At 74.1% G+C, this 12,829-nt stretch carries 15 protein-coding genes; 8 read left to right on the top strand and 7 right to left on the bottom strand.

The features are described 5' to 3' along the window. Nucleotides 1-4: 4 nt before the first annotated feature. Genes ACWEVP_RS20780 through ACWEVP_RS20770 form a run of 3 tightly spaced genes read right to left on the bottom strand, consistent with a single transcriptional unit; the run spans nt 5 to nt 1,811 of the window. Nucleotides 5-412 carry an arsenate reductase ArsC gene (locus ACWEVP_RS20780; RefSeq protein WP_452064192.1) on the bottom strand — a complete coding sequence of 136 codons (408 nt, stop codon included), beginning with the start codon at nt 410-412 and terminating at the stop codon, nt 5-7. Continuing rightward, a complete protein-coding gene (gene arsB / locus ACWEVP_RS20775; RefSeq protein ID WP_452064191.1) occupies nt 409-1,464 on the bottom strand; it encodes an ACR3 family arsenite efflux transporter in 1,056 nt (351 codons plus the stop codon). Before arsB ends, ACWEVP_RS20780 begins: the two co-directional genes overlap by 4 nt. Continuing rightward, a complete protein-coding gene (locus ACWEVP_RS20770; RefSeq protein WP_452064190.1) occupies nt 1,461-1,811 on the bottom strand; it encodes a metalloregulator ArsR/SmtB family transcription factor in 351 nt (116 codons plus the stop codon). The genes arsB and ACWEVP_RS20770 overlap by 4 nt, the downstream gene beginning before the upstream one ends. An 82-nt stretch (nt 1,812-1,893) precedes the next feature. Between ACWEVP_RS20770 and ACWEVP_RS20765 the strand changes: the two genes are divergently transcribed. Next, nucleotides 1,894-2,364, top strand: a complete 471-nt coding sequence (locus ACWEVP_RS20765) for an ArsI/CadI family heavy metal resistance metalloenzyme (protein ID WP_452064189.1) — start codon at nt 1,894-1,896, stop codon at nt 2,362-2,364. 7 nt (nt 2,365-2,371) lie between these two features. On the opposite strand, the gene ACWEVP_RS20760 is transcribed toward ACWEVP_RS20765, so the two are convergent. Further along, nucleotides 2,372-2,887 carry a DinB family protein gene (locus ACWEVP_RS20760; RefSeq protein ID WP_452064188.1) on the bottom strand — a complete coding sequence of 172 codons (516 nt, stop codon included), beginning with the start codon at nt 2,885-2,887 and terminating at the stop codon, nt 2,372-2,374. A 31-nt stretch (nt 2,888-2,918) separates the two neighbouring features. Continuing rightward, the gene (locus tag ACWEVP_RS20755) at nt 2,919-3,935 is read right to left on the bottom strand and encodes an Acg family FMN-binding oxidoreductase (protein ID WP_452064187.1); all 1,017 of its coding nucleotides are present in this window, start codon (nt 3,933-3,935) and stop codon (nt 2,919-2,921) included. Nucleotides 3,936-4,144: 209 nt separating this feature from the next. Here ACWEVP_RS20755 and ACWEVP_RS20750 point away from each other — a divergent pair, with 209 nt between their 5' ends. Beyond that, nucleotides 4,145-6,409, top strand: coding sequence for a heavy metal translocating P-type ATPase (locus ACWEVP_RS20750; protein WP_452064186.1), 2,265 nt, complete (start codon nt 4,145-4,147; stop codon nt 6,407-6,409). 39 nt (nt 6,410-6,448) lie between these two features. Here the strand turns inward: ACWEVP_RS20750 and ACWEVP_RS20745 are convergent, their stop codons facing one another. After that, the gene (locus tag ACWEVP_RS20745; RefSeq protein WP_452064185.1) at nt 6,449-7,585 is read right to left on the bottom strand and encodes a site-2 protease family protein; all 1,137 of its coding nucleotides are present in this window, start codon (nt 7,583-7,585) and stop codon (nt 6,449-6,451) included. Between the two features lie 129 nt (nt 7,586-7,714). Here ACWEVP_RS20745 and ppk2 point away from each other — a divergent pair, with 129 nt between their 5' ends. After that, complete coding sequence (gene ppk2 / locus ACWEVP_RS20740) at nt 7,715-8,521, top strand: polyphosphate kinase 2 (protein WP_452064184.1); 807 nt, start codon at nt 7,715-7,717, stop codon at nt 8,519-8,521. A gap of 14 nt (nt 8,522-8,535) precedes the next feature. After that, on the top strand, nt 8,536-8,727 hold the full coding sequence (locus ACWEVP_RS20735) for a hypothetical protein (protein WP_452064183.1): 192 nt from the start codon (nt 8,536-8,538) through the stop codon (nt 8,725-8,727). On the opposite strand, the gene ACWEVP_RS20730 is transcribed toward ACWEVP_RS20735, so the two are convergent. After that, nucleotides 8,718-9,335 carry a hypothetical protein gene (locus ACWEVP_RS20730; RefSeq protein WP_452064182.1) on the bottom strand — a complete coding sequence of 206 codons (618 nt, stop codon included), beginning with the start codon at nt 9,333-9,335 and terminating at the stop codon, nt 8,718-8,720. The two genes, ACWEVP_RS20735 and ACWEVP_RS20730, sit on opposite strands and share 10 nt — an antisense overlap. A 127-nt stretch (nt 9,336-9,462) precedes the next feature. Between ACWEVP_RS20730 and ACWEVP_RS20725 the strand changes: the two genes are divergently transcribed. From ACWEVP_RS20725 to ACWEVP_RS20710, 4 genes are all read left to right on the top strand, one after another. Beyond that, on the top strand, nt 9,463-10,269 hold the full coding sequence (locus tag ACWEVP_RS20725; RefSeq protein WP_452064181.1) for a universal stress protein: 807 nt from the start codon (nt 9,463-9,465) through the stop codon (nt 10,267-10,269). 67 nt (nt 10,270-10,336) lie between these two features. Further along, nucleotides 10,337-10,924 (top strand): CBS domain-containing protein, encoded by a 588-nt coding sequence (locus ACWEVP_RS20720; RefSeq protein ID WP_452064180.1) that lies wholly within the window; start codon nt 10,337-10,339, stop codon nt 10,922-10,924. Continuing rightward, complete coding sequence (locus tag ACWEVP_RS20715) at nt 10,921-11,445, top strand: flavodoxin domain-containing protein (RefSeq protein ID WP_452064179.1); 525 nt, start codon at nt 10,921-10,923, stop codon at nt 11,443-11,445. Before ACWEVP_RS20720 ends, ACWEVP_RS20715 begins: the two co-directional genes overlap by 4 nt. Beyond that, nucleotides 11,442-12,824, top strand: coding sequence for a DUF4389 domain-containing protein (locus tag ACWEVP_RS20710; protein ID WP_452064178.1), 1,383 nt, complete (start codon nt 11,442-11,444; stop codon nt 12,822-12,824). Before ACWEVP_RS20715 ends, ACWEVP_RS20710 begins: the two co-directional genes overlap by 4 nt. The last annotated feature ends 5 nt before the right edge of the window (nt 12,825-12,829 follow it).

Genomic DNA, 12,829 nt, shown 5'->3' with positions numbered 1-12,829 from the left:
AGCCTCAGGACGTGGTGGGGACCAGTTCGGCGAGCAGGACGCGGACCCGGCGGTCGATCTCGTCGCGGATCGGGCGGACCCGCTCGGCCGGCAGGCCGGCGGGGTCGTCGAGTTGCCAGTCGAGGTAGCGCTTGCCGGGGAAGACCGGGCACGCGTCGCCGCAGCCCATGGTGATCACGACGTCGGCGGCCTCGACGGCGTCGGTGGTCAGGCGCCGGGGGATCTCGCGCGAGACGTCGATCCCGGCTTCGGCCATGACCGCGACCACGGCCGGGTTGATCTCGTCCGCCGGGGCCGACCCGGCGGAGCGGACCGTGACGCGGCCGGCGGCGTGGTGGTGCAGCAGCGCGGCGGCCATCTGGGACCGGCCGGCGTTGTGGACGCAGACGAACAGGACTTCGGGGGTGTTCACGGGGTGACCTCCACCGGGGAACGGCGGCGCAGCGCCAGGGACACGTACACGAGGGCGACGAGCACGGGGACTTCGATCAGCGGTCCGACGACCCCGGCCAGCGCCTGCCCGCTGGCCGCGCCGAAGGTGGCGATGGCGACGGCGATGGCGAGCTCGAAGTTGTTGCCCGCCGCGGTGAACGCGAGCGTCGTGGTGCGCTCGTAGGACAGCCCGACGGCCCTGCCGAACGCGTACGACCCGGCCCACATCAGTCCGAAGTAGCCGAGCAGCGGGACCGCGATCCGGGCGACGTCCAGCGGCCGCGCGGTGATCTGCTCTCCTTGCAGGGCGAAGAGAACCACGATGGTGAACAGCAGTCCGTAGAGCGCGGCCGGGCCGATCTTCGGCAGGAACGCCGACTCGTACCACGCGCGGCCCCTGGCGCGTTCGCCGAGCCGGCGGGTCAGGTAGCCGGCCAGGAGCGGGATGCCGAGGAAGATCAGCACGCTTTTCGCGATCTGCCAGCCCGAAACCGTGAGGCCGGCTTGGGGGAGGCCGAGCCAGCCGGGCAAGATCGCCAGGTAGAACCAGCCGAGCAGGCCGAACGCGAGCACCTGGAACACCGAGTTCAGCGCGACGAGCACGGCGGCGGCTTCCCGGTCGCCGCAGGCGAGGTCGTTCCAGATGACCACCATGGCGATGCAGCGGGCGAGGCCGACGATGATCAGCCCGGTCCGGTAGTCGGGCAGGTCGGGCAGCAGCAGCCACGCCAGTGCGAACATCAGTGCCGGGCCGATCAGCCAGTTCAGCGCCAGCGACGGCCACAGCAGCCGCCGGTCGCGGGTGACGGTGCCGAGCCGGTCGTACCGGACCTTCGCCAGCACCGGGTACATCATGACCAGCAGCCCGAGTGCGATGGGCAGCGAAATCCCGTCCACGCGCACCGCCGACAACGCCGTGTCCAAACCGGGGACCAGGCGTCCGGCCAGGAGCCCGGCGACCATCGCGGCGGCGATCCACACGGGCAGCAGCCGGTCCAAGGTGGACAGCCGGCCGGCGACCGGGCCGGTCACGCCGGAACCGGGACCAGGACGGCCGAGAGCCGGGCCAGCACTTCGGGGTGGACGCGGTAGTAGACCCAGGTGCCCCGCCGCTCGCCGGTGATCAGCCCGGACTCCCGCAGGACCTTCAGGTGGTGGGAGATCGTCGGGCCGGTCAGGTCGAAGGCGCCGGTCAGGTCGCACACGCACGCCTCGCCGCCCGTGTGGGAGGCGATCAGCGACAGCAGCCGCAGCCGGACGGGGTCCGCCATCGCCTTGAACAACCTGGCCAGCTCCGCGGCCTGGTCCTCGGTCAAGGGCTCGCGCGCCAGCGGGGAGCAGCACGCGTCCAGTGCGGTGATCGGCAGCTGTTTCGGCATGCGTCTATCTTGACAGGCTTCTAAGTAGAGAGCAATCTAAGTCTCACGTTGTTTAGATGAACGTCTATCCAAGGAGGATGCGATGTCACGGGTACAGCTCGCGCTGCGGGTCGGGGACCTCGAGGGCTCGATCGACTTCTACTCGAAGCTGTTCGGCACGGAGCCGGCCAAGCGCCGGCCGGGGTACGCCAACTTCGCCGTCGCCGAGCCCGCGCTCAAGCTCGTGCTCCTGGAGGGAGAGCCCGGTCAGGCGACGGTCATGGACCACCTCGGCGTCGAAGTCGAATCGACCGACCAGGTCGCCGAGGCAGGCAAGCGCCTCGCCGGCGCGGGGATGCAGACGCGGACCGAGGACGACACCACGTGCTGCTACGCCGTACAGGACAAGGTGTGGGTGCACGGTCCCGGCCGGGAACCGTGGGAGGTGTACGCGGTCAAGGCGGATTCGCCGACGTTCGGCGCCGACAGCGCCGCGCTCGCCACCCCGGCCACCTGCTGCACGTCCGGCGCCGAGGCCGGCCGAGCCGCCCGGCCGGAGGGGTGCTGCTCCTGACCGGTCTTCACCGGCCGAGCGTCAGCTGACGGCGGTGGAAGTCGAAGTGCTGCGTCGGGAAGCGGTACACGTCGGCCAAGGTCATGTAGTCCCGGAAGAACGGGTCCCACCGGGTCGGGTAGTGCATGCCGCGGGCGAGTCCGACGTCGGTTTCGCGGTCCAGGCGGCGGTGCAGCGCCGCGATCGTCCGATCGCACAGCGCCCGCATCCGCCGCCGGGGCAGCAGCGTGCCGCCGAGCCAGGACCCGGCGAAGTTGACCGCGTCGAACGGTGCCGTCCCGGCGTTCAGCAGCCGCGCGTAGCCGCGGCTCACGCCGTCGGGCAGGCGGCCGAACAGCCGCACCAGCCCCGACAGCGCGCGGATGATCAGGTAGCCGAGCAGCATGTGGAAGAGCAGCTGGCGGTTGGTCCACCGCGTGCCCGCGCTCGGCCGCCGCAGGTCGCCGCCGGTCGCGCCGTCCAGCAGCTCGTGGAAGGTGGCGCGGGCCCGCTCCAGCTCTTCGTGAACCGCCGCCTTGTCCATCGGGACAGTGTCCCCCCTTCAGGTCCCTCCCTTAGCGGCCGCGCAGCTGCTCCGGGATCGGCAGCCCCGAGCCGTACGGGTGGGGGAGCGGGCGCAGGATCTCGCCGATCGGCCGCCGGGGCGTCGCCGGGAGCGGGGCCGCACCCGAGGGCAGGTAGCCGACGCGGACCACCAGCTGCGGTTCGAGCCCGCCGCCCAGCACGCAGTCCCGTATCAAGCCACGCGTGCTCGTGAGCTCCACCGGCTCGGTGTAGACGCACGACGCGAGGTTCAGCCGGGTCGCGGTGAGCACGACCGCGCTGGCGGCCTCACCGGCGCGAAGCCGGTCGAGCGGGGTGTCGCCGGCCGTGGCCAGCACCGTCAGGAGCGCGCCGTCGGGACCGCCCGTGTCGGGCAGCCGCGCGCCGGCGAACTCGCGCACCCGCAGTTCGTGCGGCGAGACGGGCGCGAGGACCGCGTTGCGGGCCGGCACCCCGTCCGGCGCGTAGGTCCGGCCGCTCCACGCCGCCAGCTCGATCTCGTAGTCCGGGTCGGCCCGGTGCAGGCCGGAGGCTTCGGTGGCCGCGCCCGTGAGCGCCGAGCGGTGCGCGGCTCCGGTCACGATCCGCAGCACGGCACCCTGGTCGGACGCGCTCTTCTGCAGGAACACCTCGTCCCGCACCGGCACGCTGCGGCCGGCGAAGCGGCGGCGGTCCGAGCGGCGCCGGGGGATGGCCGCGGCCAGGGCGATGTCGCCGTCGCGGGTGTCGTGGGGCACCAGGTCGATGCCGGCGAGCACGTCGGGCCGGGGAAACCGGCGGACCTGCGCGGCCCAGCCCAGCGCGGCGGCGGCGACCGTGAAGTGGTGCAGCGCGGCGCCGCAGCTGAGGAGCAGGTCGCGGCCGTCGGGGTCGGCGTGCCGCAGCCGGCGGCGCGGGTCGGCACGCAGCTCGACCGTACGGCCGTCGAACTGCCACTGCCACGGCTGGGAGTTGTGCACCGAAGGGGCACGCACCGCGAGCGCGACGGCCGCCCTCACGGTGTACGCGTCGGGCATCGTGTGGTCCATCGCTCCTCCTCGGATCGCTTGCCCCCCATGCTCACTCCGGGCCAGCGGCGGACCCAGGGTCCAAGGGCTTCGCCGAAAGGACCCGGCCGAGGCCCTTCGGCCCTTTCCGGGCCCGGTCCGGCCGCGCACCCTGGGCCTTCCGACCGAGCGGGAGGTGCGCATGCGGTACCCGAACATCCCCTTCGCCGGCGATCGCGCGGAGGCACCCCGTGCGTGGTGACCGGCTGCGCGAGGCCGGGCTGCTGGCCGCGGTGCTGGCGCTCGTCGCGGCCGGCGGCGTCGCGTGGTGGCTGGACGCCGCGACCACCGCGGCCGTCGTCTGGGCGGCCGCCGACGTCGTCACCCTGGTCCCGGCGGTCGTCTGGGTGGCCGCCGACCTGCGGGCCCGCCGCTGGGGCGCCGACCTGCTCGCGGTGCTCGCCCTGGTCGCCACCCTCGCGGTGGGGGAGTTCCTGGCGGGCGCGATCGTCGCGGCGATGGTCGCCACCGGGCGCGTCCTCGAAGCCGGGGCCCAGCGCCGGGCGAGCCGGAACCTGACGGCGTTGCTCGACCGGGCCCCGCGGGTGGCGCACCTGCGGACGCCGGCCGGCCAGGAGACCGTGCCGGTCGACGCCGTACGGCCCGGGCAGCTCGTCGTCGTGCTGCCGGGCGAGGTCGTGCCGGTGGACGGCGTGCTGCCGGACGGCGGCACCTTCGACGAGTCCGCGCTGACCGGCGAGCCCCTGCCGGTCGCCCGGCCCGCGAACGACACCGTCCACAGTGGAGTCGTCAACGCCGGCGCGGCGGTCGACGTCCTGGCCAGCGCGGCCGCGGCCGACAGCGCCTACGCCGGTGTCGTGCGCCTCGCCGAGCAGGCCGCGGCCCGCACCGCGCGGGTGGCCCGGATCGCCGACCGCGTCGCGGTCTGGTTCCTGCCGGGGTCCCTGCTGATCGCCGCCGTCGCCTGGCTGCTGACCGGCGAGGCCGGGCGCGCGGTCGCGGTGCTGGTGACCGCGACGCCGTGCCCGCTGCTGCTGGCCGTCCCGATCGCGGTGACCGGCGGGATGTCCCGGGCGTCGAAGGCCGGCGTGGTCGTCAAGGACGGTGCCGCGCTCGAGGCGCTCGGCGGGGCTTCGGTGCTGTTGATGGACAAGACGGGCACCGTGACGCGGGGCCGGCCCGAGATCACCGACGTCGTCTGCGCGCCGGAGCACGACCTGGCCGAGGTGCTCGCCCACGCGGCCGGGGTCGAGCAGTACTCGCCGCACGTGCTGGCGGCGGCCGTCGTGCGCGCCGCCGCCTCGGCCGGGGTCGCGGCGGCACCGGCCCGCGACGTCACCGAGGAGGTCGGGTCCGGTGTCCGCGGCCGGGTCGGCGACCGCACTGTGCGGGTGGGGCGCGCCCGGCGGACCAAACTGCCGTCGTGGGCGCGGGGCGCCGCCCGGCGGGGCCGGCTGGACCTCGCTTCGGTGCTGTGGGTGGAGTTCGACGGCGAGCCGGTCGCGGCGCTGCTCGCGAAGGACCCGATCCGCCCCGACGCCGCCCGGACGATGCGGCGGCTGCGCGCCGCCGGGATCGGCGAGGTCCGGCTGCTGACCGGCGACCGGGTCGACAACGCCCGGGAAGTCGCCGCGATGCTGGGTCTGGACGACGTCCACGCCGAGGTGACGCCGGCGGCGAAGGTCGCCGAGGTGGAAGCCGCGTGCGCCCGGGGCGTGACCGTGATGACCGGTGACGGCGTGAACGACGCGCCCGCGCTGGCCGCGGCCGACGTGGGGGTCGCGCTCGGCTCGCGCGGGGCGACGGCGGCCGCGCAGGCCGCCGACGCGGTGATCCTCGACGACCGCATCGACCGGCTCGCGGACGCCGCCGAGATCGCCCGCCGGTCGCACCGCCTGGCCGTGCAGAGCGCCGTGGCCGGGACACTGCTGTCCCTGGTGGCGATGCTCGCCGCGGCCGGCGGGTTCCTGGTCCCGGTGGCGGGCGCCCTCGTCCAGGAGGCCATCGACGTCGTGGTGATCCTGAACGCGTTGCGCGCACTGGGCGACCGGCGGGCGCGGGGGCCGGCCCCGGCGGCGATGGTGCGGCGGTTCGAGTCGGAGCACGAGCGGTTGCTCCCGGCGCGGGCGGCGGTCCGGCAGGCCGCCGACGCGCTGGCCGGGGGCGCGACCCCGGCGGCGGACGCGGCGGCGCGGACGGCCGCGCGGCTGCTGGCCGAGCAGCTGCTGCCGCACGAGGAGGCCGAGGAGACCGAGCTGTACCCGGCGCTGGCCGAGGCGCTGGGCGGCCCGGAGGGCACGGTGACGATGAGCCGCGAGCACGCCGAGATCGGGCGGCTCGCCCGGCGCCTGCAGCGGCACCTGGCTGAAGCGCCGGACGGCATCCAGCCCGACCAGGTCGACGACCTGCGGGCGACGCTCTACGGCTTGGACGCCGTGCTGACCCTGCACTTCGCGCAGGAAGAGGAAGCGTATTTCACGCTGCCGTCCCGGTGAACCCGTGCCGGACCCGAGCGGAACACCGACGAAGATCGCTCACTCGACCTGACCCGGGTGGTGGGCCTTCGCCCCGAGCACCGCCAGTTCCAGCGTGCGGGCGACGTCGCCCGGGCTCACGATGCCCGCGAGCGCGCCGTCGGAGACCACCAGGACGAGGTCCTGGCCCGGTCGCCCGCCGATCCGGCCGAGCACGGCCGTCAACGGGGTCTCCGGGGCCGCGACGAGGCAGGCGGGCGGCCGCGCGCAGACGTCCTCCACCCGCGTCGACGCGCGTGCCTGTTCGGGCACCCGGGCCAGCTGGGCCAGGCTGAGCACGCCGACCGGGTGCCCGTCGAACGCGACCACCGGGTACGTCCGGAACCGCGCCGACGCCGCCTGGTCGATGAACCCCTGCACGGTGAACCAGCCGGGCGCGGTCCGCGGGGCCGTCGTCATGATCTCGCCGAGCCGGATCCGGCCGAGGACCTCGCGCGCCGGGCCCGCCGCCAGCTCGGCCCGGGCGCTGAAGCCCAGGAACCAGCCGATGCCGGCCGGCCAGATCCCGGCGAGGTTGCCGAACCACAGCAGTTCCACCAGCCCGGCGAGCGCCAGCAGCAGCCCGAGGACGCCGCCCGACCGGGCCGCGGCGGCCCGCGCGCGCCGCCGGTCGCCGGTGCGTTTCCAGACGATCGCCTGCAGCACCCGGCCGCCGTCCAGCGGCGCTCCCGGCAGGAGGTTGAACCTGGCCAGGACGAGGTTCGTCCACCCCAGCCAGGACGCGGTGACGCCGGCGATGCCGGGGAGGACCAGTGCGACGCCGAGGAACCCCGCCCCGGCGAGGAGGCTCGCCGCCGGGCCGGCGATCGCGACCGCCAACGCGCTGCGCGGGGTCGCCGGCTCCTCGGTCATTTCCGTGCTGCCGCCGAGCAGCCACAGCGTGACGCGGTCGACCGCGAGCCCGCGGCGCCGCGCGACGAGGGCGTGGCTGAGCTCGTGGGCCAGCAGCGACGTCAAGAAGACCACCGACCCCGCCACGCCCGCCGTCCAGTAGACCGCCGGGGACAGCCCGGGGACGGCTGCCGGGAGCACGGACTGCGCCAGGACCTGGGCCGGCAGCGCCATGATCACCAGCACCGACCAGTGCGCGCCCACGCGGATGCCGGCCGGGCGGCCGAGCGGGAAGGTGGCGTTCATGCTCCGACGGTCCGCCCGCGGGCGCGCGCGGACGAGGGCCGCACCGCCCCGGGGCGAAGGACCAAAGACCCCCGCACCGCCGACGTCCGGCCGCAGCCGGGTCACGGCCGGGGTTCGTAGCGTCGGGGTATGCCCGGACGGAAGAAGATCCCGCGCGCGGCCTATGAGCGCGAGCTGCTGCGCCTGCAGGCCGAGCTGGTGAAGCTGCAGGAGTGGGTGCGCTCGGAGGGAGCGCGGCTCGTCGTGGTGTTCGAAGGCCGGGACGCCGCCGGGAAGGGCAGCACGATCAAGCGCGTCACCGAGCACCTCAACCCGCGCGTGGTGCGCATCGCGGCGCTGCCGAGCCCGACCGAACGCGAGCGCACCCAGTGGTACTTCCAGCGGTACGTCGAGCAGCTGCCCGCCGCCGGCGAGATCGTGCTGTTCGACCGCAGCTGGTACAACCGCGCCGGCGTCGAGCGGGTGATGGGGTTCTGCACGCCCGAAGAGCACCGGCGGTTCCTGCAGCAGTGCCCGATCTTCGAACGCCTGCTCATCGACGACGGCATCCTGCTCCGCAAGTACTGGTTCTCGGTCAGCCTCGACGAGCAGGAGCGCCGGTTCCGCGCCCGCATCGAAGATCCCTTGCGCCGCTGGAAGCTTTCGACCATCGACCTGCAGTCGGTGACGCACTGGGAGGACTACTCGCGGGCGAAGGACGACATGTTCGTGCACACCGACACCGCCGAATCCCCCTGGCACGTGGTGGAAAGCGAGGAGAAGCGGCGCGGGCGGCTGAACATGATCGCGCATTTGCTCTCGAGCGTTCCCTACTTCGAGGTGACGCGGCCGGCGGTGTCGCTGCCGCCGCGGCCCGAGCCGAGCGGCTACTTCCGCACCGACCGGCGGCTGCAGACCTACGTTCCCGACCACGCGGCGAGCCTGGTGCCGCACTGACCAGAGGAGGAACCGTGGACGAGAGAGAGAAAGCCGTCATCGAGGCCGAGGCGCGCCGAGACGTCGCCGAGCGTGGCAGGCACGGCCCGAAGGTGGGCCGCTACCTGCACGCGGTCGAGCACCACGCGGTGAAGGAGAACGAGGAGGACGTCGTTCCGGCCGCCGGGGACGAACCGCGGCGGCACCCGGGTGGACGTCAGGACTGATCGGTGCGCGCGTAGGCCGCGAGGGCCCGTTCGCGGGCCTTCGCGGCCATCGTGCGGATGAGCGCCGTGTGCGCGGAACCGATGGCGGGCCGGAAGAGGCGCCAGTGGCGGCGGAACTTGAGCCAGCTCTCCGGGTCGCTGAGGCGGACCCGCGTGTGCACCGTCAGCACCGTGCGGTGCGGGCCGTACGGGAACGCCGAGACCGCCAGCACGAGCTTCCCGTAGCCCGGTTCGTCGAACGCGGCGAAGTCGCCGGGCTCCACCCGGCGCCAGGTGATCACCGGCTTCCAGAACTTGCCCGCGACGCCGAGCGCGAACTCGCTGCCCGGCCGGTCGCCGAGCAGGGTCCACTCCGACCCGGCGTCGAGGTCGTCCGGGGTCAGCCGGGTCGGCCGGCGCGGTGGGCCGTGGCGGCGGTTGTACAGGCGTTCGGGCAGTAGCCGCAGCCGGCCCGCGGCCGAAGCGACGCCGCCGCGGACGTCGGTGAAGTCGAGCTCGCGCGCCGCCGAGTAGGTCTCCTTGACCGGCGCGTCCACGATGTCGGCCCGCACCACCTCGAAGTGGGGGTGTGGCAGGAAGTGGTCGATGAACAGATCGGGTGCGGTCATCGCTCCAGCGTCGGCCGAGCCGGCCCCCGGTACAGGCGGATTTGGTCCCCGGCGAAAGGGACTTCGTGCTCTGACCGGCCAGTACCCGCCCCGCGCATGCTGGTTTCCCGGACCGCAGGAGGACCCGATGACCGCGACCACGACCCGCCCGGTGCTCGCCGGGGTCGACGCCTCGGCGCCGTCGCTGGAAGCCGTTCGCTGGGCGGCGAGGGAAGCATCGCGCCGCGACACGACCCTGCGGCTCGTCCACGCCTGCGTGTTCGACGACACGCCGCCGCGCGAGCACGACGAGCTGCTGCTCGAACACGTCTACCGCTGGCTGCACCGCGCCGCCGAAGTCGCCCGTGAGTGGGCGCCCGGCGTGCGGGTGGAAACGGCGGTCCGGCTGGGCCTCGCGGTCGACCTGCTGCTCGAAGAGGCGGCCGACGCCGCGCTCGTCGTCCTCGGCTCCCACGGGCTCGGCGGCCTGCGCGGCGCGCTGATCGGCTCGGTGGCCCTGCGCGTCGCGGCGGAGGCGCCGTGCCCCGTCGTCGTGGTCCCCGGTCACCAGCCGGTCCGGACCGGCCCGGTCGTCGCCGGCGTGGACCGGACCGAGTCGAGCGAGCACGCGCTGCGGTTCGCCTTCGAGGCGGCCGCCGCGGCGCGGGCGCCGGTGCTCGTCGTGCACGCCCGGCACGGCGGCGACGGTGCCGCCGACCGGCAGGAGCTCGAAGCGCGGGTGTCGAGCTGGACCGGCAAGTACCCGGACCTCGACGTCTTCACCCGGGTCGTCGAGGACCGCGTGCCGGCGCGCGCCCTGCAGCACGCGGCTCCCGACGCGCGGTTGATCGTCGTCGGGACGCGGGGCCGTGGTCCCGTCGCCGGCGGGGTGCTGGGTTCGACCGGGAACACCCTGCTCGCGCACGCGCCCTGCCCGGTCGCGGTCGTGCACTGAAGATCGTGCACTGAAGATCGTGCACTGAAGATCGTGCACTGAAGATCGGGCACTGAAAGGAGCCGAAGTGAAGGCACGCGACATCATGACGAGACCCGTCGTGCGGGTCGGCCCGGGAACTCCGGTCCGGGAGGCGATCGTGCTGCTCACCGAGCACTGCGTCGCGGCCCTGCCGGTGGTGGGGGCGGAGGACGCCGTGCTCGGGATGTTCACCGAAGCCGACGCGCTGCGCAGCGGCGTGGCCGGGGAAGGACCGCCGGCGGAGCTCCTCGTGGGCGCGAAGATGACCACGCCCGCCCAGACCGTCGAGCTCGACACCGACGTCACCGAGATCGCCCGGCGCATGCTCGGCGACCGGCTGCGCAGCATCCCCGTGGTGGACGACGACGGAGTGCTGGTGGGCATCGTCAGCCGCCGCGACATGCTCAGCCCGCTGGTGCGCCAGGACGACACGATCGCCTCGCACCTCAACGCGCTGCTGACCGACTACTCCAGCCACCGCGACCGGTGGACGATCTCCGTCACCGGCGGGATGGTGACCATCCGCGGTGTCTTCGTCGACGAGGCCGAGCGCCGCGTCGTGACCGCGCTGGCGAGGACGATCTACGGTGTCGTCGGCGTCGAGCTGTGGGAAGAAGCTTCGGTGCGGACATGAAGATCCTCGTTGCGGTGGCCACCCGGCACGGGGCCACCAGGGAAATCGCCGAAAGCGTCGCCACCGCGGCCGGCTCCGCGCTGACCGACGCCGGCGTGTGGTCGCTGGTCGAGGTCCGCGACGCGGGCCTGGTGCACTCGGTCGACGGCTTCGACGCCGTCGTCCTCGGCAGCGCCGTCTACATGGGACACTGGCTCGAACCGGCCAGGAAGCTCGCTGAGTCCTTTTCGGACGAACTGCGCCGGGTGCCGGTCTGGCTCTTCTCCAGCGGCCCGGTCGGCGAGCAGAAGCGCCCGGCCGAAGAACCGGTCGTCGTCGAGGACCTCGTGCGGCGGCTCGGCGCCCGCGGGCACCGCCTGTTCGGCGGCAAGATCGACCGCCGCACCCTCAAGTTCCCCGAACGCGCCGTCGTGACCGCGCTGCGGGTCGCCGACGCCGACAACCGGGACTGGCCCTCGATTCGCGCCTGGGGCCGCGAGATCGGGACGAGCCTGGCCCGCGCGGAAAGGACCGTCTCATGACCGAATACCCCGTCCGGGTCGAGGCGACCCTGGACGAGCCGCTGTCGCGCGGGCTCTGGCTGGTGAAGTGGCTGCTGGCCGTTCCGCACTACGTCGTCCTGGCGTTCCTGTGGTTCGCCTACCCCTTCGTCACGATCGCCGCCTTCTTCGCCATCGTCGTGACCGGCCGGTACCCGCGGCCGCTGTTCGCCTTCACCTCCGGTGTGCTGCGCTGGAGCTGGCGCGTGCAGTACTACTCCTACGCCGCGCTGGGCACCGACCGGTACCCGCCGTTCACCCTCGCCGACGTCCCGGACTACCCGGCGCGGCTCGAAATCGCCTACCCCGAACGGCTTTCCCGCGGGCTGGTGCTGGTGAAGTGGTGGCTGCTGGCCATCCCGCACTTCATCGTCGTCGGCCTGTTCGTCGGCGGCGGGAGCTGGCTGCTCCTGCGAGCGAACGGCGACGACACCTTCAACTGGGCCGCCGGCGGTCTCGTCGGCGTGCTGGTCGTCGTGGCCGGCGTCGTCCTGCTGTTCACCGGCCGCTACCCGCGGCCGATCTTCGACTTCGTCCTCGGCATGGACCGGTGGGTGCTGCGCGTCGCGGCCTACGTGTCGCTGATGACCGACGAGTACCCGCCGTTCCGGCTCGACATGGGCGGCGCCGAAGCCGGGCACGAACCCCCGCACCCGCAGCCGCCGCACCCCCGCGCGGCCGGCTGGACCGCCGGGCGGATCGCCGCCGCGGTGACCGGCGCGGTGCTGGTGCTCGGGTCGATGGGCCTGCTCACCGGCGGCGCGGGCGTGCTGTGGGCGGACCGCACCCAGCGCGACGCCGACGGCTACCTCACCGCGTCCCGCACGTTCGTCTCGGCCGGCTACGCGGTCGCCACCGACCCGGTGCGGCTCGAGGGGATCGCCGCGCCCAAGATCACGAGCGTCGTCGGCGACGTCCGCATCCGGGTCACCGGCACCGCCGGCCGCGCGGTCTTCGTGGGCATCGGCCGCACCGCCGACGTCGAGCGGTACCTGGCCGCGACCGAGTACACGACCGCCGGCAACCGGACGCACCCGGGCGGCGCGCCCGCCGTCCCGCCCGGTGACGCCCGGATCTGGATCGCGAGCGCGTCGGGCCCGGGCACGCAGACCGTCGGCTGGCCGGTGCTCGACGGGCAGTGGACCGCCGTCGTGATGAACGCGGACGCCTCGCGCGGGGTCTCCGTCCTCGCCGACGCGGGCGCGACCGCACCCGCCCTCGGCTGGATCGCGCTGGCGCTGCTGGTTTCCGGAGCGGTGGTGCTGGCCGGCGGCGTCGTCCTGATCGGCGTCGCCGCGCACCGCGCCGCCCGGCGCCCGGCGGCACCCGCCGCGCCCGAACCATCCACTGTGGACAGCTGAGAGGA

Source organism: Amycolatopsis sp. NPDC003865, from assembly GCF_053605345.1.
This window is presented reverse-complemented; position numbering and strand designations above follow the sequence as displayed.

Bases quoted from the DNA above. Each gene is read 5' to 3' on its own strand.
- ACWEVP_RS20770 (WP_452064190.1), bottom strand. From the start codon at position 1,811: ATGCCGAAACAGCTGCCGATCACCGCACTGGACGCGTGCTGCTCCCCG.
- ACWEVP_RS20765 (WP_452064189.1), top strand. From the start codon at position 1,894: ATGTCACGGGTACAGCTCGCGCTGCGGGTCGGGGACCTCGAGGGCTCG.
- ACWEVP_RS20760 (WP_452064188.1), bottom strand. From the start codon at position 2,887: ATGGACAAGGCGGCGGTTCACGAAGAGCTGGAGCGGGCCCGCGCCACC.
- ACWEVP_RS20755 (WP_452064187.1), bottom strand. From the start codon at position 3,935: ATGGACCACACGATGCCCGACGCGTACACCGTGAGGGCGGCCGTCGCG.
- ACWEVP_RS20745 (WP_452064185.1), bottom strand. From the start codon at position 7,585: ATGAACGCCACCTTCCCGCTCGGCCGCCCGGCCGGCATCCGCGTGGGC.
- ppk2 (WP_452064184.1), top strand. From the start codon at position 7,715: ATGCCCGGACGGAAGAAGATCCCGCGCGCGGCCTATGAGCGCGAGCTG.
- ACWEVP_RS20730 (WP_452064182.1), bottom strand. From the start codon at position 9,335: ATGACCGCACCCGATCTGTTCATCGACCACTTCCTGCCACACCCCCAC.
- ACWEVP_RS20725 (WP_452064181.1), top strand. From the start codon at position 9,463: ATGACCGCGACCACGACCCGCCCGGTGCTCGCCGGGGTCGACGCCTCG.
- ACWEVP_RS20715 (WP_452064179.1), top strand. From the start codon at position 10,921: ATGAAGATCCTCGTTGCGGTGGCCACCCGGCACGGGGCCACCAGGGAA.
- ACWEVP_RS20710 (WP_452064178.1), top strand. From the start codon at position 11,442: ATGACCGAATACCCCGTCCGGGTCGAGGCGACCCTGGACGAGCCGCTG.